Annotated in this window: 18 protein-coding genes; 13 read left to right on the forward strand and 5 right to left on the reverse strand. The window is 67.8% G+C overall.

Translation table 11 applies throughout. From position 1 onward, the window contains the following. Positions 1–3 precede the first annotated feature (3 nt). Genes lepB through era form a run of 3 tightly spaced genes read left to right on the forward strand, consistent with a single transcriptional unit; the run spans position 4 to position 2529 of the window. Positions 4–882, forward strand: a complete 879-nt coding sequence (gene lepB / locus A9995_RS02385) for a signal peptidase I (protein WP_082992415.1) — start codon at positions 4–6, stop codon at positions 880–882. Then, the gene (gene rnc, locus A9995_RS02390) at positions 879–1556 is read left to right on the forward strand and encodes a ribonuclease III (protein ID WP_067608613.1); all 678 of its coding nucleotides are present in this window, start codon (positions 879–881) and stop codon (positions 1554–1556) included. Before lepB ends, rnc begins: the two co-directional genes overlap by 4 nt. A 10-nt stretch (positions 1557–1566) precedes the next feature. Continuing rightward, complete coding sequence (gene era, locus A9995_RS02395) at positions 1567–2529, forward strand: GTPase Era (protein ID WP_082992416.1); 963 nt, start codon at positions 1567–1569, stop codon at positions 2527–2529. A gap of 55 nt (positions 2530–2584) precedes the next feature. Here era and A9995_RS16930 read toward each other — a convergent pair whose 3' ends face one another. From A9995_RS16930 to A9995_RS02410, 3 genes are read right to left on the reverse strand one after another with little or no spacing between them, the layout of a single operon-like run. Continuing rightward, positions 2585–3604 (reverse strand): ABC transporter ATP-binding protein, encoded by a 1020-nt coding sequence (locus tag A9995_RS16930; protein ID WP_067608617.1) that lies wholly within the window; start codon positions 3602–3604, stop codon positions 2585–2587. Between the two features lie 11 nt (positions 3605–3615). Further along, a complete protein-coding gene (locus A9995_RS02405; protein WP_067608620.1) occupies positions 3616–5172 on the reverse strand; it encodes an iron ABC transporter permease in 1557 nt (518 codons plus the stop codon). A gap of 29 nt (positions 5173–5201) precedes the next feature. Beyond that, positions 5202–6236: an extracellular solute-binding protein gene (locus A9995_RS02410; protein WP_199797195.1), complete on the reverse strand. Its 1035-nt coding sequence runs from the start codon at positions 6234–6236 to the stop codon at positions 5202–5204. A gap of 286 nt (positions 6237–6522) precedes the next feature. Between A9995_RS02410 and A9995_RS02415 the strand changes: the two genes are divergently transcribed. Genes A9995_RS02415 through A9995_RS02435 form a run of 5 tightly spaced genes read left to right on the forward strand, consistent with a single transcriptional unit; the run spans position 6523 to position 11701 of the window. Beyond that, entirely contained in the window at positions 6523–7794 is a 1272-nt protein-coding gene (locus tag A9995_RS02415) for a DUF3422 domain-containing protein (RefSeq protein WP_067608623.1), read from the forward strand. 52 nt (positions 7795–7846) lie between these two features. After that, the gene (gene bchI / locus A9995_RS02420; RefSeq protein WP_067608626.1) at positions 7847–8848 is read left to right on the forward strand and encodes a magnesium chelatase ATPase subunit I; all 1002 of its coding nucleotides are present in this window, start codon (positions 7847–7849) and stop codon (positions 8846–8848) included. Continuing rightward, positions 8845–10608, forward strand: coding sequence for a magnesium chelatase subunit D (locus A9995_RS02425; protein WP_067608629.1), 1764 nt, complete (start codon positions 8845–8847; stop codon positions 10606–10608). The genes bchI and A9995_RS02425 overlap by 4 nt, the downstream gene beginning before the upstream one ends. Next, the gene (gene bchO, locus A9995_RS02430) at positions 10605–11498 is read left to right on the forward strand and encodes an alpha/beta fold hydrolase BchO (RefSeq protein WP_067608632.1); all 894 of its coding nucleotides are present in this window, start codon (positions 10605–10607) and stop codon (positions 11496–11498) included. The genes A9995_RS02425 and bchO overlap by 4 nt, the downstream gene beginning before the upstream one ends. 2 nt (positions 11499–11500) lie before the next feature. Then, positions 11501–11701, forward strand: a complete 201-nt coding sequence (locus tag A9995_RS02435; RefSeq protein WP_067608635.1) for a hypothetical protein — start codon at positions 11501–11503, stop codon at positions 11699–11701. Here the strand turns inward: A9995_RS02435 and A9995_RS02440 are convergent. Together A9995_RS02440 and crtD are read right to left on the reverse strand one after the other, a co-directional pair. Then, positions 11651–12463 (reverse strand): hydroxyneurosporene dehydrogenase, encoded by an 813-nt coding sequence (locus tag A9995_RS02440; RefSeq protein ID WP_067608638.1) that lies wholly within the window; start codon positions 12461–12463, stop codon positions 11651–11653. The genes A9995_RS02435 and A9995_RS02440 overlap by 51 nt on opposite strands. 23 nt (positions 12464–12486) lie before the next feature. After that, on the reverse strand, positions 12487–14046 hold the full coding sequence (gene crtD, locus A9995_RS02445) for a 1-hydroxycarotenoid 3,4-desaturase CrtD (protein WP_082992418.1): 1560 nt from the start codon (positions 14044–14046) through the stop codon (positions 12487–12489). A 60-nt stretch (positions 14047–14106) separates the two neighbouring features. Here crtD and A9995_RS02450 point away from each other — a divergent pair, with 60 nt between their 5' ends. The 5 genes from A9995_RS02450 (at position 14107) to bchZ (ending at position 20402) form a co-directional block, all read left to right on the forward strand. Beyond that, entirely contained in the window at positions 14107–15255 is a 1149-nt protein-coding gene (locus A9995_RS02450; protein ID WP_233998048.1) for a methyltransferase, read from the forward strand. A 119-nt stretch (positions 15256–15374) separates the two neighbouring features. Continuing rightward, positions 15375–16310, forward strand: coding sequence for a chlorophyll synthesis pathway protein BchC (gene bchC / locus A9995_RS02455; RefSeq protein ID WP_067608644.1), 936 nt, complete (start codon positions 15375–15377; stop codon positions 16308–16310). Next, positions 16307–17293, forward strand: a complete 987-nt coding sequence (locus A9995_RS02460; protein ID WP_067609481.1) for a chlorophyllide a reductase iron protein subunit X — start codon at positions 16307–16309, stop codon at positions 17291–17293. Before bchC ends, A9995_RS02460 begins: the two co-directional genes overlap by 4 nt. Positions 17294–17296: 3 nt before the next feature. Beyond that, the gene (gene bchY, locus A9995_RS02465; protein WP_067608647.1) at positions 17297–18856 is read left to right on the forward strand and encodes a chlorophyllide a reductase subunit Y; all 1560 of its coding nucleotides are present in this window, start codon (positions 17297–17299) and stop codon (positions 18854–18856) included. A gap of 103 nt (positions 18857–18959) precedes the next feature. Beyond that, positions 18960–20402, forward strand: a complete 1443-nt coding sequence (bchZ, locus tag A9995_RS02470; RefSeq protein ID WP_067608649.1) for a chlorophyllide a reductase subunit Z — start codon at positions 18960–18962, stop codon at positions 20400–20402. Positions 20403–20443 lie beyond the last annotated feature (41 nt).

The raw sequence follows: 20443 nt of genomic DNA on the forward strand, positions 1-20443 counted from the left end.
CCCATGAATGGCAAACCCCCTATCGGCGCGACCACCGCCCCACAGCGGCCGCAGGACGGGCGGTCCGTGCCCGCATCGGAAGTGGAAACCGCATCCGAAGCCGAAGAGGGCGAGGACTGGTGGAGCTTCACCAAATTCGTCCTCAAGGTGGTGCTGGTGGTGCTGGTGTTCCGCACCTTCCTGTTCGCGCCCTTTACCATCCCCAGCGAGAGCATGCTGCCCGCGCTGTGGAAGGGCGATTATCTGGTCGCGGCCAAATGGCCCTATGGCTATTCCAACCTCTCGATGCCGTTCCAGGCACCGCTGGTCCCGGGCCGGGTGCTCGAGGACCTGCCCGGGCGCGGCGATGTCGCGATCTTCAAGCATCCGATCGACGGCACCGACTATATCAAGCGGGTAATCGGCCTGCCGGGCGACACGGTGGAGATGCGCGGCGGGCGCGTGGTCCTCAACGGCCAGCCGGTCGAGCAGCAGGTGGTGCGCGAATTCGATCTGCCGTTGTCGGCCAACACCCAGTGCGTGCGCGGCGGGTTCGAGATCGAGACCCCGCGCGGGACCGCCTGCCGCTATCGCATGGCGCGCGAAACGCTGCCCTCGGGGCGCAGCTATACGGTGCTCGATTTCGGAGCCACCCCGCAGGACGATTTCGGCCCGGTGCTCGTGCCCCGCGATCGCCTGTTCGTGATGGGCGACAATCGCGACAATTCACAGGACAGCCGTTTCGATGCGCAGCCGCAGGGCGGGGTCGGGCTGGTCCCGACCGACCGGCTGGTGGGCCGTGCGAGCATGGTGCTGTGGTCGACCGATGGCAGCGCCGAATGGATCAAGCCCTGGACCTGGTTCACCGCGGCGCGCTGGGACCGGATCGGGGAAGGCTTGTGAGTGCCGGAGCGCTCGATCCCGAAGCGCGGCTCTGGCTCGAACAGACCGGCTTCGCGGTGGGCGACGAGGCGCTGTGGCACGCCGCGCTGACGCATGGCAGCCTGGGCGAGACCAAGGATTACGAGCGGCTGGAATTCCTCGGCGACCGGGTACTCGGGCTCGCGGTGGCCGACTGGCTATACCGCCAGAGCGAGGCGCCCGAGGGCCGATTGTCGCAGCGGCTCAACGCACTGGTCAGCCGCGAGATGTGCGCCACGGTCGCGCGCGAACTGGGACTCGCCGAGCATATCCGCATCTCCAAACAGGCCAGCGCCGATGGCGGGCGCGACAGCGAAAACATTCTCGGCGATGTGATGGAATCGCTGCTCGGCGCGCAATTTATCGAGAACGGCTTCGCTTTGGCACGCGATCTGGTGCAGGAGCTGTGGCGCACCGCGCTCGACAGCGGCGCCGGCCAGCGCAAGCATCCCAAGAGCGCGCTGCAGGAATGGGCCGCGGGCAACCAGCGCCGCCCGCCGCAATACGAGGTCACCGACCGCAGCGGTCCCGACCACGCCGCGCAATTCACCGTCAAGGTGAGCATATTCAAGGTCGGCGAGGCCGAAGCGACCGCGGGCAGCAAGTCCGAGGCCGAGCGCGAGGCCGCCAGACTGTTCATGGAGAAATACGGATGAGTACCCCGGCATGACCGACGAAGCGACGAACGAAGCAGAGACGAGTTCCGCCGACACCGGCCCCGCCCTCCCCACCCGCTGCGGCGTGGTCGCGGTGCTGGGCGCGCCCAATGCGGGCAAGTCGACGCTGGTCAATCAGCTGGTCGGCCAGAAGGTAGCGATCACCAGCGCCAAGGCGCAGACCACCCGCGCGCGGATGCTCGGGATCGCGCTGCACGAGCACGACGGCTTTGCCACCCAGATGGTGCTGGTCGACACGCCGGGCATCTTCGCGCCCAAGCGCCGGCTCGACCGCGCGATGGTCAGCGCCGCCTGGGAAGGCGCCGAGGCCGCCGATGCGGTGTTGCTGATGGTCGATCCGCTCAAGCAGCGCCGCCACGAGCTGTTGCCGATGCTCGAACAGCTCAAGGGCTGCCCCGAGCGCAAGTTCCTGGTCCTCAACAAGGTCGACCGCGCGAAAAAGGAACCGCTGCTGGCGCTGGCGCAGGAACTGGGTGAGCTGGGCGATTTCGCCGAGATCTATTTCATCTCCGCGCTCACCGGCGACGGTGTGGCCGAACTCAAGGATGTGCTCGCCGCGCTGATGCCCGAACGCGAGTGGATGTACCCCGAGGATCAGGTCAGCGACGCCTCCGAACGGCTGCTTGCCACCGAGATCACCCGCGAACAGCTCTACAAGCAGCTCCACGAGGAGTTACCCTACGACAGCGCGGTGCGCCCCGAGAAGTACATCCAGCGCAAGGACGGCAGCCTCGAGATCCACCAGCAGATCGTGGTCGCGCGCGACAACCAGCGCATGATCGTGCTTGGCAAGGGTGGCAGCATGATCAAGTCGATCGGCGCCGCCGCGCGGCAGGAGCTGAGCGAGTTGCTCGGCCAGAAGGTGCACCTGTTCCTGCACGTCAAGGCCACCGAGAACTGGGCCGAGGACAAGGAAATCTACGAGGAAATGGGGCTCGACTGGGTGGGCTAGGGCCTAGCTGACCTCGCGCTCGCGAGGCGGCGATGGCGATCCGCGTCTCGTGGCTTCACAGGATGCGCAAAGCTGCAGGATCGGCCTCAAGGTGAATGGCAGTTCCTGCCGACAGCCCTTTGGCGGCGGTCCGGATCCGGAACTCGGTATCGGCGCAGGCGACCATGGCCAATGTTTCGCTCCCAAACCGGCGCGCCGACAGCACGATTGCGGGCGCGCCCTGCGACGCCACGCGCACATCGCCCGGACGGATCATCACGGTGGCAGCGCCGTCGGCGACTCCCCGCGCCAGCGCGGGGCCGAACGGGGTGTCAGCTATCTGGTCCGCTACGCTGACGGGGAGCATGATGGCCTCCCCCAGCAATCTCGCGGCGACCGAGGACACGGGATCGTCGTAGCACTCTTCCGGGCTTCCGGTCTGGAGGATCTGGCCATCTGCCATCAGGATCAGGTCGTCGGCGATGGTCATCGCTTCTTGGGGATCGTGGGTGACCACCAGCACGGTCGCGCCGACATCGCGCAAGTCCTCGATCAGCGAATTCCTGATCTGGCTGCGCAAATGGCCGTCGAGGCCGGAGAAAGGCTCGTCGAGCAACAGCAGCACCGGTTCGCGCGCCAGCGCCCGCGCGATCGCGACCCGTTGCTGTTCACCGCCCGAAAGGGTGTGCGGCCAGGCCTTTGCCAGATGGTCGATCTGGAAGCGGACAAGCAGTTCGCGCACCAGCGCGCTGCGGGCGGCAGGCTTGAGGTGGCGCACCCCGAAACCGACATTGTCGCTGACGTCGAGATGCGGAAACAGCGCGTTGTCCTGGAACACCAGTCCCACGCCGCGTTCCTCGGGCGCAATCGTGAGGCCCGGAGCGGAAACGGTGTCCGCGTGGATGGCAATCTGGCCCGCATCGACCGGCTCGAGGCCGGCGATCAGCCGCAGGATGGTGCTCTTGCCGCAGCCCGAGGGGCCCAGCAGGCAAGCGATCCGCCCCTTGTGCAGCGCGAACCCCGCCTCGCTCACGATTGCGCGCTGGCCATAGCGGCGCGTCACGCCGCGCAGGGTCAGGATCGGGTCGGTGTCCACGGGACGGGTGTCTAGGAGCCGGGGCGCGCCAGCGCAATTCGATGTGTCAGCCAGATCACTGTGGGCAGCGACAGCACCAGGATGAGCAGCGAGGGCGGCCCGGCCTGATTGAGCCGCTCGTCGATGGCGTAATTGTTGGCGATCACCGCCAGCGTGTCGAAATTGAACGGCCGCAGGATCAGCGTGGCAGGCAGTTCCTTGAGGATGTCGACGAAGACGATCAGCCCCGCGGTCAGCATGGCGCCACGCGCCACCGGCAGGTCCACCGCCAGCGCCGCCGAGCTTTCGGTGCGCCCCATAGTGCGGGCGGCATGGATCATCGAGGGGGTGACCCGGGCAAGCCCGGCGTCGATCGGTTCCAGCGCGGCGGCCATCAACCGGGCGGCATAGGCGAGCAGCAGCAGGACGATCGCTATGGCCGCACCCGAACCCGGGTTGAGCGACCAGATCACCCCGGCGGGTGCGAGCAGGCCGATCGCCATAACTGCCCCGGGCGTGGCGTAGCCAAGGCTCGCGATCCTGCCGGCAAGCGGCAGCCGCCGCGTCCCCAGCGCCAGCATGGTCGCGAGCAGGACGGTGAGTACCGCCCCCGCGAGCGCCAGTCCCAGGCTGTTCTGCATCGCTCCCGCCAGTCGACCCCAGTCGGGGGCGCTCGCGCCGAGGTTCCAGATCAGCCAGCCGACCGGCAGCAGCAATCCGGCAGTGAGCAGCACCAGGCAATAGGCGCTCGCCAGCCAGCCGCCGAGCTTGGACATCGGCTGCGGTTCGAACTGGCGCCAGCGACCGCGCCCGGTCTCGTGCGTACGGCCCTTGCGCCCCGAGCGTTCTAGCCACAGCAGCAGCGCAGCGGCGGCGAGCAGCGGGAGCGCGAAGCGCGCGGCGCTGGCGGTCGAGCCATAGACCGACCAGGCGCGGACGATGCCGGTGGTCAGCGTCTGAACGCTGAGGAATTGCACCGCACCGTAATCGGCCAGAACCTCCATCATTCCCAGCGCGACCCCCGCCGCCAGCGCGGGGCGCGCCATCGGCAGGGCCACGCGCCACAACGCCTGGCGCCCGTTGCAGCCCAGCATCGCTGCGGCCTCGAGCACGTTGACCGACTGGTTGAGGAACGCGGCGCGCATCGCGAGATAGACGTAAGGGTAGAACGCCGCCGAGAGGATGAAGACCGCACCGCCGGTGCTGCGCATCGAGAACGGCAGATCGAAGCCGAGATAGAGGCGCAAGCCCATCCGCAACGGCCCTGCGACATCGAACAGATCGGCATAGCTGTAGGCCAGCGCAAAAGCGGGTACCGCCAGCGGCAGTGCCAGTGCCCAGGCGAACACCCCGCGACCGGGGAAGCGGTGCATCGCCACCAGCCAGGCTGCGACGGTGCCCGAGACGGCGATGAATACCCCGACCAGCAGCGCCAGCCAGGCCGATGTCAGCGCGTAGCGGGCGATGTCGCGCCCGGCGATATCGGCGCTGTCGGTGCCCAGCGCAGCCAGCAGCACCCCCGCCAGCGGCAGCAGGACGATCAGCCCCGCCAGCGCCGCTACCACCGCCAGCGGCGAGGGCAGAGACAAATGCCGGGCGCGCGGGACGGCGGCTGTCGTCAGCGCCAGCCCGCCGCGCTCATCAGCGACTGCGCCTGCGGTTGCCGCGCTGCGAAGGCTGCCACGCTCATCGGATGCGCGGTGAAATCGGCATAGGCATCGACCGGAGCCGGCGCCGGGACATCGGGCGAAGCCGGGTACTCGTTATTGTTGGCCGAGATGTGCCGCTGCGAATCTGCCGAGGCGAAGAATTCAAGCAGCCGCAAGGCGTTGTCGCGATTGGGCGCGTTGCGGGCCACGCCGCCGCCCGAGATGTTCACATGCGCGCCCTGTCCGTCGAGGCTCGGGAAGCCGAGCGCAACCTTGTCCGTCACCGCCCGATCGGCGGCATCGTCGCCGCTCGCCATGCGGATGTAGTAATAGCTGTTGGTCAGCGCGACTTCGCACACGCCCGCGCCGACCGCGCGGATCTGGTCGCGGTCGCCACCCTCGGGCTGGCGCGCCATGTTGGCAACCACGCCGCGCACCCATTGCTCGGCGCGTTCCTCGCCCCAGGCCTCGATCAGCGCCCCGACCAGCGAGAGGTTGTAGACGCTGTCCGACGACCGGACGCAGATCCGCCCGCGAAAGCGCGGCGTCGCGAGCTTGGCGTAATCGTCGATCTCTTCGGGCTGCACGCGCGCCGGGTCGTAGGCGACCACGCGCGCACGACGCATGAAACCATACCAATTGCCGCCCGGCTCGCGCAGATTGGCCGGGATGCGCTGGTCGAGAGTGTCGGAAGCCACCGGCTGGAACAGCCCCGCCTGCTGGGCGCGCCACAGCGCGCCGGCATCGGCGGCGATGAACAGATCGGCCGGACTGTTTTCGCCCTCGCTGGTCATCCGCGCCACCAGCTCGTCAGGCCGACCTTCCATCACATTGATCGCAATCCCGGTTTCCTCGGTGAAGCGATCGTAGAGCGCCTGGTCGCTGTCGTAATGCCGCGCCGAGTAGAGGTTGACGACCCCGGCATCACCGGCCTCATCGCCGCTCGAACACCCGCCGAGCGTGGCCAGTCCTGCCAGGGCGATCATCATGTTCTTCAAACGCACAACGCAACTCCTCGATTTGCAGGCGCTGTCGATCTCGCCGGATCCAGCGCCGTTTTCGATCCGCGCGATAGCCGCTGACCCGCCCCGACGCAAGTTTGCGAACAATTCGCAATGTTCGAATTGCAATTGGTTCGCATCTGCATTGGTGGCACAATCGTCGCCCGCGCTGCGTCGCTGCAACGCTGCATTGTGCGCGCGGCGCAATCGGGTCATAAAACCTGCCATGGGGGCGGCGTCCGCGTCACTGCCCTTAGGGTCCGCAACGCGATCGGGAACGAGGCTGCGAATGGACGACCATGAACTGAGAAAAAAGGCCGTTGCGGAGATGCATCTGCGGCGCTGGCCCGCGATTCCGGTGCCCTGCCTGATCGTCCAGTGGGTGCTGATGGTCGACGATGCCGCAGCGACTACCGAGCTGGAAGCAATCGAGGCACACGCCGCCGAAATCCACCCGGTCGAGAACCCCTCGCATCGTTCGGGCAGCCTGACCGCTACAATCCGCTTTTCTTGGGAACAACACAGCGAGGGCAGCAGCCTGACCCTGCTGGTTCCGGGCGCGACAGCCGAAACGTTCCTGACCCCGGATACGGATGCCGAGCTGCGAGCGGCGCTTGAATGGGCGCGCGAGTTGCCCGGCAAGATCGTGCGTTCGACGCGGATCTGGATTGCCCACAACGATGCCGACGCCAAGCGGCTGCTAGAGCGGATGGAGCTGCAGAGCGACGAGTTGGTTTCGGGTAGGATCGACGGAGCGATCCGGATCTGGTCCGACTTCCGCCTCCGCGAGGATGGCTTCGGACGGCTGGTGGTCGCAGCCAATGGCGCGGATACCGGCGACCTGACCCGCGCAGTGCAGCGGCTGCAGGAGCTCGGCAATTACCGCAACCGGGCGCTGCTGGGCTTGCCGGTGGCACGCGAATGCTGGCCCAAGCTCGACGAAGCCGAGCGGCGGCTGCGCGATCTGGCCGACCGGGTCGCCAACAGCGACGAACGCGACGACGTGTTGCTGGAAGCGCTCTCCGACCTGTCGCTCGATCTTGCCGGCATTACGACCGCAATCGGCTTTCGCATGGATGCGACCAAGGCCTACGCGCAACTCGTCGAGGCGCGGCTGCTGCAGCTCAAGGCCGAACCGGTCCCCGGTTTCGCCTCGCTCGACGATTTCACCCAGCGGCGGTTTCGCCCGGCGATGAACACCTGCACCGCAACCACCGAACGAGTGCGCGAGCTGGCGGTGCGCGCCGAACAGCTCTCCTCGCTGCTGCGCGCGCGGATCGACACGCGGATCGAGAACCAGAATGCCGCGCTGCTCCATTCGATGGAGCGCAGCATCGCGATGCAGGTGCGGTTGCAGCAATTGGTCGAGGGGCTCTCGGTAGTGGCGCTGAGCTATTACCTGCTCGGGCTCGTGCGGTTCTTTTTCGAAGGCATCCCGCCCGAACGGCTGGCGCTGTCGATCGACGAAATCGTCGGCTGGCTCGTGATCCCCGTTGTCCTCGGGGTCTGGCTGATCATGCGGCTGCTCAAACGGCGAGCGCTTGCGAGCAGCAGGCAATAGCCGCGATTTCGCTCTTGTCCTGACGCGCTACCTTGTCCACACTGCCTGACACATGGCCAGATTTCCCTTTTCGGCGATAGTCGCCCAGGACGAGATGAAACTGGCGCTGCTGGTCGCCGCGGTCAATCCCGCCATCGGGGGGGTGATGGTGTTCGGCGACCGCGGAACGGGCAAATCCACCGCCGCGCGCGCGCTCGCCGCGCTGCTCCCGCCGATCATGATGGTCGAAGGCTGCCGCTTCCACTGCCGGCCCGAGGAGCTTGGCACCTGCCCCGACCCCTGCACGTCCAAGCGCAGCCGCAAGGCGGCGGTGCCCTTCGTCGACATGCCGCTGGGCGCGACCGAGGACCGGGTGATCGGCGCGCTCGATCTGGAACGCGCGCTGCGCTCGGGCGAAAAGGCGTTCGAACCCGGGCTGTTGGCCAGGGCCCATCGCGGCTTTCTCTATATCGACGAGATCAACCTGCTCGAGGATCACCTCGTTGACCTGTTGCTCGATGTCGCCGCCTCGGGCGAAAACCTCGTCGAGCGCGAGGGCCTCTCGGTCCGCCACCGTGCGCAATTCGTGCTGATCGGCAGCGGCAATCCCGAGGAAGGCGAATTGCGCCCGCAACTGCTCGATCGCTTCGGCCTTTCGGTCGAGGTCCGCACCCCCGACGAAATCGAACAGCGGGTCGAGATCATGCGTCGCTGCGCCGCAAGGGATGCCGATTCCGCCGCCTTCGCCGCTGATTGGGAGGCGGAAGATGGCAAGGTGCTGCGCCGAATCGCGCGCGGCCAGAAGAAGCTCGCCAGCCTGACGGTACCCGATGCGGTCATGACCGATATGGCCGAGCTGTGCCGCGCGGTCGGCGCCGACGGGTTGCGCGGCGAACTGACGCTGATGCGCGCCGCCCGCGGGCTAGCGGCACTCAACGGCGCCGATGCGGTGCGGCGCGACCATCTGCTGGCAATCGCGCCGATGGCGCTGCGCCATCGCCTGCGCCGCGATGTGCTCGACGAAACCGGATCCACGGTGCGGATCGAGCGCGCCATCGGCGAACTGTTCGGATGAACGCCGCCGGGTCCGTGCAGGATACCGGTGCCCGCACACTCGGCAACCCGCTCGGCAACCCGCTCGCCGACGCGCTGCTCGCGCTCCGGCTGTTCGCAATCGCGCCGCGCCAGTTGGGCGGGTTGTGTCTGCGCGCCGCTGGCCCGGCGCGCGGCTTGCTGGTCGAACGCCTGCAGGCGCTGTTGCCGAGCGAGGCCCCCCTCCGACGCTTGCCCGCGCATATCGACGACGAGCGCCTGCTGGGCGGGATCGACATGGCGGCGAGCCTCGCACTGGGCCGCAGCGTGCGCCAGACCGGCCTGCTCGAAGAGGTGGCCGGTGGGGTCGTATTGGTGCCGATGGCCGAGCGGTTGCGCCCGGATCTCGCGGGACGGCTGGCGCAGGCGATGGATGCCAGCAGCGGGACCAGCTTCGGGCTCCTGCTGTTCGACGATGGCGTGACTGCCGAGGAAGCCCCGCCCGTCGCTCTGGCCGAACGCGTTGCCTTCCGGATCGATCTCTCGCCGATCCGGACGCTGGAAATCGAAGAATCGGACCATCGGGAGGCGCTTCCAATCGAGGCGGTGGAGCCCGGCGATAGCGCGGCGCTGACGGCGCTCGCGGGGACAGCGATGGCGCTGGGCGTGGATTCGGTGCGGGCGCTGCTGTTAGCGTTGGCGGCCGCGCGGGCGCATGCCGCGCTCGAAGGGCGCCGCGAACTCTCGGAGGCCGATCTGCAATTGGCCGCGCGGCTCGTGCTTGCCCCGCGCGCCACCCGGGTGCCGCAGAACGACCAGGAAGAGGGGACCGAACCAGACGACGAGACGCCACCGCCAGACCAGGAACCCGCCAGCGATAGCGATGCCGGCGTCGATGATGCGGGCGATGCCACCCCGCCCGAGGACAGCGTGCTCGAAGCGGCGCTGGCAGCGATCCCGCCCGATCTGCTGGCGCGGCTGGCGCAGGGTGCCATGCAGCGCAAGGGCCATGGCAGCGGCGGCGGCCAGCGCGCCAAATCGAAGCTGCGCGGGCGCCCGCTCGGCGCCCGCCCGGGAATGCCCGGCGGCGGCGCCCGGCTGGCGCTCATCGACACGCTGCGCGCCGCCGTACCGTGGCAGCCGCTGCGCCGCCGGGAGCGTGGCGATAGCGATTCGCGCGCGCTCATTATCCGCAAATTCGATCTGCACATCCGCCGCTTCGAGGAACGTGCGCTGGCGGTGACGATCTTCTGCGTCGATGCCTCGGGGTCTGCGGCGATGGCGAGGCTGGGCGAAGCCAAGGGCGCGGTCGAGCTGATGCTGGCGCAAGCCTATGTGACCCGCAGCGAGGTGGCGCTGATCGCCTTTCGCGGGGCCGGTGCGGAGCTGCTGCTGCCCCCGACCCGCTCGCTGACCCGCGCGCGGCGAGCGCTCGCCCAGCTACCCGGCGGTGGCGGGACGCCGCTGGCGGCGGGCATCGTCGCGGCACGACGGCTGGCCGCCAGCATCGCTTCGCGCGGGGCCACCCCTTTCCTCGTTTTCCTGACCGATGGCAGCGCCAATATCGCCGCCGATGGCACTCCCGGCCGCACCCGGGCTCGTGACGATGCCACCGCCGCCGCCAGTGGTGTCGCAGCCGATGGCAACGCTGCGCTGGTGGTCGATATTGCGCCGCGACCACGGCCCGAGGCCGAAGCGCTCGCGCGGGCGATGCGGGCCCGCTACCTGCCGCTGCCGCTGGCGGATGCCGCCGGGCTTCAGCGCGCGGTCGAAGCGGCCAGACCAAGCCGGCAGATGTCATGAGCGCACCCTTGCGCTGGGATTTCGAGGGCCGCGAGTGGCCGCATCGCGAGACCAGCCGCTTCGTCGAGGCGGGCGGGCTGCGCTGGCATGTCCAGCAGGCGGGCAGCGGACCGGTGCTGCTGATGCTCCACGGCACCGGTGGATCGAGCCACAGCTGGCGGGGAATGCTCCTGCTGCTCGCCGAGCATTTCACGATCGTCGCACCCGACCTGCCCGGCCACGCCTTCACCAGCGGGCGTATCGCTGGCGGCCCGACACTCCCCCGCGTCTCCGCAGCAATTGCCCGCCTGCTGCAAAGCCTCGCCCTCGAGCCGGCGCTGCTGGTCGGCCATTCCGCGGGTGCGGCCATCGCGCTCCAGCTGGTGCAGGACGGAATGCGCGTGCCCGTCGTCGGGATGAGCCCGGCCCTGATGCCCTTCCCCGGCCTCGCCGCGCGGCTTTTCCCGGCCTTGGCGAAGCTGCTGTTCGTCAATCCGCTGGTCCCGTCGATCTTCGCCCGCATAGCGCGCGGTTCCGGGGAGACCGGCCGCTTCATCGAGCGCGCCACCGCGTCACGGATCGATGCCGGGGGCATGCGCTGCTACGAGATGCTGTTGGGCAATAGCGAGCACTGCCGGGGCGCGCTGGCGATGATGGCGAACTGGGATCTGGCCGCGCTCGAGGCCACGCTGCCCGCAATCGACGTGCCTGTCCTGCTGGCGCATGGCGACCGGGACCGGGCGGTCCCGCTTTCCTCGGCCAGGCAGGCCTGCGCCGCTTTGCCGCGATGCGAACTGGAGGTGCTCGCAGGGCTCGGCCATCTGGCGCATGAGGAGCGCAGCGCGGACGCCGCCGCGCTGATCCGGCGGTTTGCCGCGCGCCATGCTATAGTGCCGGGCGAAGGAGCCTGAGCATGGAGCGGATGGCGCAAAACTTCGGCTGGATCGAAATCCTTTTCACCGCGACGGTGGCGCTGGGTTTCGGGTTCTACCAGCTATGGTCGGTCAGTCGCGAAATCGCCCGCGACAAGGCGGCGAAGGAGCGCGAGGAGGGAACCCCCGAGTCAGACTCGCCGGGGCATCCGGTAGGGGAGCATGAACTGGACGATCGGTGAGGAGAAGCGGTCGAGGTCGAGGCTTTCCTGCACCGCGGTCACCGGTTCGCCATAGAGCCGCGATGCCAGTGTGGAACGCGCGTAAAAGGGCGCATCCTCCCAGGTCTTGAGCACCCGCGCATAGCCGCCATCGGCACGCGTCTGGCGTTCCATCTGCCACACTGTGTTGGCAAGCGGCGCAACCGGGGGCAGTTCGGCCTTGTGCGGTGTGCCATCGGCAGCGAAGCGCAGCGCGCTGGCGAAAGGCGAACCGTCTCGGCGGATTCCCTCGTAGCTGACCACCGAACCGCAGCGGGTGTGCGCGCGCGACCAGTGCCAGACGCGGAATCCCTCCTCGAGCGACTCGCTTCCGCTGTTTGAATCGAGATAGGCGCTGCCGCTCCAGCGCAAGGCCGGCTTGTCCATCTCCACCTCGATCCGCGCGCGCGGCGCAAGGCAGTGCCAGCTGTGCCGCCCCGCCGGATCGAGCGCGAAGGCGGTCGCGTTGAGCGCCTCGGGGATGACCCGGATTTTCCCCCGCACTGCGCGTTGCCACGGGATGCCGAGCCGCTTGTCGCGTTCGACGATATCGATCTCCAGCGCCTCGCCGGTCCAGCGCAGCGAGCTCGGCCCGATCGCAAGCGTTGCGGCCTCCTGCACCACCGCATCCTGCCCGCGTTCGGTCATGGTCCAGCGCGCGCCCGGGCCGTAGAGCGCAACGTTGAGCGCGCTGTGGTCGGTCGGGGCGCTGCGCCCGCTCTTCTTGTAGTAGGGTGAAAACACGCTGCCCAGAAAGGCGATGATCGTCAGACCGTGCCGCCCGTCTTCGCTGAGCGCATCGACATACCACCAGGCGTAGCCACCAGGTGGAACCGGCGCATCGAAGCGAGGTCCTGCGCCACCTGTTGCGCTGCGAGGCGCCCGGACAAGGCGGCCATCGGCACCCCGGCTCCCGGGTGGGTGCTTCCACCCGCGCAATAGAGCCCAGGGATCCGCGTCCGCGCGCCCTGCCGGAGGAAGGACGCCGCCCAGCCGTGCGAGGCCCGTCCATAGATCGCTCCCCCCGTCGAGGGCGAAAATCTCTCGAAGTCGTTCGGCGTCAGCAGCCGGTGCGGCAGCGGGTCCTCCAGCTGCAAACTGCAGCGCTCCAGGGTTCGCCTCATGGCCCGAGTGCATCGCTCTTCCTCCTGTGCAGTGAAATCGAATGTGTCGCCATTGGCCGGCGCGTTGACGATGATCTGGAACCGCTCCCGGCCGGTCAGCGCGGCGCCGGAGCCCGCCCCGCGATCGAGCGCGCAGACATAGACGCTGGGATCGCCCGGCACTGCGCCGCGCGAAATGTCGGCGAACTCGCGCACATAATCGGGCGAGAAGAAGACGTTGTGTCGCGACAGCGGAAATCCATCGCTGCGCGCATGGGCGAGCCAGACCATGGCCGAAAGCGAGCGTTTGCCCGGCTTGATCGGTGCAACCGCGCGGGCGGCGTTGCGGCCCAGCGCGCCGCTTGCCAACGCGGAGGGATCGGCATTGACCACGACCGCATCGGCGGCGATGAATTCGCCGGATTCGACCGACACTCCGCACGCCCTGCCATTGTGGAATTCGACACCCTCGACCGCTGTGCCGGTGCGGAAGCGCGCGCCGTGTTCCTCGGCCACCCCCCGCAGGGCTTCGGCCAGCGCGCTCATCCCGCCGTCGATCAGCCAGACCCCCTGCGCCTCGACATGCGCGATCAGCATCAGCGTGGCGGGGGTGTCGAAGGGCGATGACCCGCAATAGGTCGAATAGCGCCCGAACAGCTGGCGCAGCCGCGGGTCGGCGAAGTGTTCGCCCAGCACCTTCCACAGGCTCTCACAGGGGCGGATCGCCAGCAGATCGCCGATGCGTGCGAGGCCGATGCGGCGCATCAGCGGGAGCGGCCACGAGACCTTGTCGGCGCGCAGCATGCTGTGCTCGAGAATGCCGTAGATCCGCGCGGCCTCGGTGCGGAAGCTGCGATAGCCGCGCGCCGCATCGGCCCCGGCGAAATCGCCGATAGCGTCCTCGCTGCGTGCAGGATCGGCGTAGAGATCGAGATGGCCAGTGGCGTCCCAGGCGTGGCGGGCGAGAACGTGGGCCGGGCGCACCGAGACACAATCGTCGAGCGAACGACCGGCGAGTTCGAACACCTCGTCGAACACGTCGCGCAGGGTGAAGACCGTCGGGCCCGCGTCGATCGGCGTGCCATCGACCGCGACCCGCCGCGCCTTGCCCCCGACATGGCTTTCCTTTTCGATCACGGTGATATCGTGTCCGCTCGCGGCGAGGCGGACCGCGCAGGCCAGCCCGCCCATTCCCGCTCCGATGATCACCACGCGTGATGCCAACGCCGCCTCCTCGCCGATTAGAATTGACGTTTACAAAGCATCTGTCCAATGTTTTTGACAATGCAACCCGACCAACCCCCACCACCGGGTTCCATGCTTGCCGGGTGGAAGCGCCGCTGGATCGGCTGGCGAAACGGGGTGATCGGCAATTCGCGATTCCAGCGCTGGGCGGCGGCCAATCCGCTGACCCGCACAATCGCGCAGCGGCGCGCGGGCGGGCTGTTCGATCTGGTTGCCGGTTTCACCTACAGCCAGACGCTTTCGGCGGCGGTCGAGAGCGGGGTGATCGAACTGCTGGCAGCGGGGCCGGTGAGCCTGGCGGATGCTGGCAAGCGCTGCGGGCTTAGCGAAGAGGCCGCCGCGCTGCTGCTGCGCGCCTCGGCGGCGATCGATCTGGCGCAGGAGGTCGAACCGGGGGTGTGGATGCTCGGACAACAGGGCGCGGCATTGCGCGGGAATGCCGGGGTTCTGGCGATGATCCGCCATCACCGCCTGCTCTATGCCGACCTTGCCGATCCGCTGGCACTGCTGCGGCGCGAACGGTCTTCGCCGACCGCGCTTTCGGACTTCTGGACTTATGCCGGGGAGCCAGATCCGGCGGCCCGGGACGATTGCAACACAAGGGCCTACAGCGAATTGATGGCGAGCTCGCAGGCCATGGTCGTGGAGCAGGTTCTGGCCGCCTATCGCTTCGACCGGCACCGCTCGCTGCTCGATGTCGGCGGGGGCTACGGCGTCTTTGCGACGGCGGTAGCCGCGGCTTATCCGGCTCTGAATACGGGCATTTTCGACCTGCCCGACGTGCTACGCCATCATGCTGGCGAGTCTACGCCTGTAAGTCGGCAAGCCCCCACGCTGCATCCCGGCGACTTCTTCCGCGATCCGATCCCAACCGGTTACGACTGCATATCGCTGGTCAGGATCCTGCACGACCACGACGATGCACCGGCAGCGGACCTGCTATCCGCCATCCACGAGTCGCTGGAGCACGGCGCCACGCTGTTGATCGCCGAACCGATGGCCGGGACTCGTGGTGCACGGAAGATGGGGGACGCTTATTTCGGGCTCTATCTTTGGGCTATGCGCTCGGGCCGTCCGCGTCGCGCGGACGAGATCGGCGCCATGCTGAACCGGGCGGGTTTCCGCGACTGGCGCCGGGTCGCCACCGATCTCCCGGTGATAACTTCCCTGATTGTCGCAACAGCCTGACACATTGTGATGTCCATCTAGATTGACAGTCAATGCTGTTCGTCTAAGGTGACATTGCAGCGAAGCAATCCTTGCTCCGGTGCCAGGTTAACCGACCATAGAAGGGATGGGCCTGAGGGATGGATGCACTGGCTCTAATTGTGGACGCACCGCGGCGGTTGGCGCTGCGGACGCTGGCCCTGACCGATCCCGGCCCATCCGACGTCGTCATCGAAACCCATTGGAGCGGGATCAGCAGCGGCACCGAGAAGCTGCTGTGGACCGGCGAGATGCCACGTTTCCCTGGAATGGGCTACCCGCTGGTGCCAGGCTACGAATCGGTCGGCCGGGTGGTCGATGCCGGGGCGGATGTCACCGGCCGCATCGGCGACTGGGTCTTCGTGCCGGGCGCCAATTGCTACACCGAGGCCCGCGGTCTGTTCGGCGGCACCGCGCAGCGGCTGGTGGTCCCCTCCGCCCGCGCCTTCCCCATTTCCGAAACGCTGGGTGTCGACGGGGTGCTGTTCGCGCTCGCCGCCACCGCGCGCCATGCGCTGGCCGGAGGCGACCCGCCCGATCTGATCGTCGGTCACGGCGTGCTCGGTCGGCTGCTCGCACGGCTGACCATCGCCATGGGCGCGCCCGTCCCGACGGTGTGGGACAATCAGGCCTGCCGCCGCACCGGCGCACAAGGCTATGAGGTGATCGCCCCCAAGGACGACACCCGGGGCGACTATCGCGCGATCTACGACGTCAGCGGCTTTGCCGACGGGCTCGACACGCTGATCGGCAAGCTCGTCAGGGGCGGCGAGATCGTGCTCGCAGGGTTCTACGCCAACCGGCTCGATCTCGCTTTCGCCCCCGCCTTCCAGGCCGAAGCCCGGCTGCGCGTCGCCGCGGAATGGCAGCCCGAAGATCTCGCCGCGACCGGCGCCTTGATCGCATCGGGCGCGCTCGATCTGGGCGGGCTGATCTCGCACGTCCGCCCCGCGGAGGAAGCCAGGAAGGCCTACCCCACCGCGCTGACCGATCCCGAATGCCTGAAAATGGTTCTCGACTGGAGCGAATGCGCATGACGATGTTCGATCAAGACATGGCGCTGCGCGAGGAGGCGGGGATCGAGCCCGATCCGGTCCACACCGGCGAGGTGACCAAGGAAACTCAGATCATCGCGATCTACGGCAAGGGCGGTTCGGGCAAGAGCTTCGCGCTATCCAACCTCTCCTACATGATGGCGCAGCAGGGCAAGCGCGTGCTGCTGATCGGCTGCGATCCCAAGAGCGACACCACCAGCCTGCTGTTCGGCGGCAAGAGCTGCCCGACCATCATCGAAACCTCCTCGGCCAAGAAGCTCGCTGGCGAGGAAGTCCGCATCGAGGATGTCTGCTTCCAGCGCGACGGGGTGTTCGCGATGGAGCTGGGCGGCCCCGAAGTGGGTCGCGGCTGCGGCGGACGCGGCATCATCCACGGGTTCGAACTGCTCGAGAAGCTGGGCTTCCACGACTGGGGCTTCGATTACGTCCTGCTCGATTTCCTCGGCGACGTGGTCTGCGGCGGCTTCGGCCTGCCGATCGCGCGCGACATGTGCCAGAAGGTCATCGTCGTCGGCTCGAACGACATGCAGTCGCTCTATGTCGCCAACAATGTCTGCAAGGCGGTCGAATATTTCCGCAAGATGGGCGGCAATGTCGGCGTCGCGGGAATCCTGATCAACAAGGACGACGGCACCGGCGAGGCGCAGGCCTTTGCCGATGCGGTCGGTATCCCGGTTCTGACCGCGATCCCCGCAAACGAGGATATCCGCCGCAAATCGGCGAACTACCAGATCATCGGCCGCCCCGGCAGCGAATGGGGCAGCCTGTTCGAGGAGCTCGCGCTTAATATCGACGGCGCGCCGCCGCTCCAGCCCAACCCGCTCGACCAGGACGGGCTGCTCGGGCTGTTCTCGCCCGAAGAGACCGGCGGCAATGTCCACCTGGTCCCCGCGAGTCAGGCGGACATGCGCGGCGGCACCTACGAGATCCGGCCCTCGCTCGAGGTGGTCTATGACGAGGTCTGAGGAATGAACGAACTGGCAGCCTCCACGGATCGCCGACCCGACCGGCTCGACCTCGCGCCGGTTGAGCCCGAGTCGGCAGGTTCCACCGGTGGTTGCCATGCGGGTGCTAACACAATGCGCGAAGCGGCGCGTTCCGCAGGCAACAGCGAGATCCTCAACCGCTACGCCGCAGACTATCCGGTCGAGCCAACGCAAGGCCCGCACGATCAACCGCAGAGCATGTGCCCCGCCTTCGGCTCGCTGCGGGTCGGTCTGCGGATGCGGCGCACCGCCACCGTGCTCTCGGGTTCGGCCTGCTGCGTCTACGGGCTGACCTTCACCTCGCATTTCTACGGCGCGCGCCGCACCGTCGGCTATGTCCCCTTCAGCTCCGAGACGCTGGTCACCGGCAAATTGTTCGAGGACATCAAGGAAGCGGTCGAGGGTCTCGCCGATCCGGAAAAATACGACACCATCATCGTCACCAATCTGTGCGTTCCCACCGCCAGCGGGGTGCCGCTGCGGCTGCTCAAGGACGAGATCAACGGGGTCCGGATCATCGGTATCGACGTGCCCGGTTTCGGCATCCCCACCCATGCCGAGGCCAAGGACGTGCTGGCAGGCGCCATGCTCGCCTACGCTCGCAAGGAAGTGGAGGCGGGCCCCGTCGCCGCGCCCAAAACCCGCTCCGACCGGCCCACGGTAACGCTGCTGGGCGAAATGTTCCCCGTCGACCCGGTCGGTATCGGGCAGCTGCTCGAACCGCTTGGCCTGGCCGCCGGGCCGGTGGTCCCCACGCGGGAATGGCGCGAGCTTTACTCCGCGCTGGATTGCGCGGTCGTCGCTGCAATCCATCCCTTCTACACCGCTAGCGTCCGCGAGTTCGAACACGCCGGACGTCCGGTCATCGGCTCGGCGCCCGTTGGCGCGGATGGCACCGCCGCCTGGCTCGAGGCGATCGGCGAGACCTGCGGGATCGCGCGCGACAAGGTCGATGCGGCCAAGGACCGGTTCGTCGCCGCGATCCGCGGCGCGCTGGCCGCCAATCCGGTCACCGGGCGGATCACCGTCTCGGGCTACGAGGGTTCGGAACTGCTGGTTGCGCGGCTGCTGGTCGAAAGCGGGGCGGATGTGCCCTATGTCGGCACCGCCTGCCCCCGGACGCGATGGTCCGATCCGGACCGCGAATGGCTCGAGGCCAGGGGCGTACGGATCCAGTACCGCGCCAGCCTCGAACAGGATATCGCCGCGGTCGAGGAATACGGCCCCGATCTCGCCATCGGCACCACCCCGGTGGTCCAGCACGCCAAGCAGCGGGCGATCCCGTCGCTCTATTTCACCAACCTCATCTCCGCGCGCCCGCTGATGGGCCCCGCGGGCGCTGGCAGCCTGGCGCAAGTGGTCAACACTGCGATGGCTAACAAAGCGCGGATGGACCGGATGAGCGCCTTCTTCGAAGGCGTCGGCACCGATCACCGCACGGGCATCTGGGAAGACACCCCGCAAGACCGGCCGCTGTTCAAGAAGAAATACGCCGCGCTCAACGAGGCGGCGCGCAAGGCGGCCGAGGCGGTGGGATCGTGAACGAAACAGCCCTTCCTCGTTCGTATCGAGCGAAGTCGAGATACGCCGCGCCCCGTGTCTCGACTGTGCTCGACAAGAACGGATATCGGTCGCGAGAACTGCCATGCTGATCTTCGATCACGATCGCGCAGGCGGCTATTGGGGCGCGGTCTATGTCTTCACCGCGATAAAGGGGCTGCAGGTCATCATCGACGGCCCGGTCGGCTGCGAGAACCTGCCGGTCACTTCGGTGCTGCATTACACCGACGGCCTGCCGCCGCACGAATTGCCGATCGTCGTCACCGGGCTGGGCGAGGAGGAACTCGGCAAGACCGGCACCGAAGGCGCGATGAAACGCGCCTGGAAGACGCTCGACCCCGAATTGCCCGCAGTGGTGGTCACCGGTTCGATCGCCGAGATGATCGGCGGCGGGGTCACCCCCGAGGGCACCAATATCAAGCGCTTCCTGCCGCGCACCATCGACGAGGACCAGTGGCAATGCGCCGACCGCGCGCTGAGCTGGCTGTGGACCGAATTCGGCCCCAAGAAAGTGCCCGCGGCCAAGCCCGTAAAGGAGGGTGCAAAGCCGAAGGTCAACATCATCGGCCCCGCCTATGGCATGTTCAACATGGCGAGCGATCTGGCCGAGATCCGCCGGCTGATCGAGGGCATCGGCGCGGAGGTCAACATGGCCTTCCCGCTCGGCAGCCATCTCGCCGATGTCCGCCGGCTCGCCGATGCGCAGGCCAATGTCTGCCTCTATCGCGAATTCGGTCGCAATCTGTGCGAGCTGCTCGAGCGGCCGTTTTTCCAGGCCCCGATCGGGCTCGACAGCACCACGCTGTTCCTGCGCGCGCTGGCCGCCGAACTGGGGCTCGACCCCGAACCGTTCATCACCCGCGAGAAGCACACCACGATCAAGCCTTTGTGGGATCTGTGGCGCTCGGTGACTCAGGATTTCTTCGGCACCGCCAGCTTCGGCATCGTGGCGACCGAGACGTACGCCCGCGGGATCCGCAAATTCCTCGAAGACGATATGGGGCTGCCCTGCAGCTTCGCCTTCTCGCGCACCGCCGGGGTCAAACCCGACAACGCCGCGGTGCGCGCCGCGATCCATGCCGCGCCGCCGCTGGTGGTATTCGGCAGCTACAACGAGCGGATGTATATGGCCGAGGCCGGCGGGCGCGGGATCTACATCCCCGCCAGCTTCCCCGGAGCGGCGATCCGCCGGCACACCGGCACCCCCTTCATGGGCTATTCGGGCGCAACCTATCTGATGCAGGAATTGTGCAACGCGCTGTTCGACGCGCTGTTTCATATCCTCCCGCTCGCCACCCAGCTCGACGAGGTGGATCCCACCCCGGCGCGGCTGCAGCCCGAACTGCAGTGGGACGACGCGGCCAAGGCGCGGCTCGACCTTATGGTCGAAGCGCAGCCGGTGCTGATCCGCATTTCCGCCGCCAAGCGCTACCGCGATGCCGCCGAGCGCGCCGCGCGCGCCGCTGGCGGGGCCCGCGTCACCGAAACCCGGCTGGCCGACGCGCTGCTCGAAGGGCAGCCCGCGTGAGCCGCCGCACCCAGATCGCCCGGATGCCGGGCCATTCCATC

The sequence above is a fragment of the Erythrobacter sp. QSSC1-22B genome (assembly GCF_001678665.1).
Classification (GTDB): Bacteria; Pseudomonadota; Alphaproteobacteria; order Sphingomonadales; family Sphingomonadaceae; genus Qipengyuania.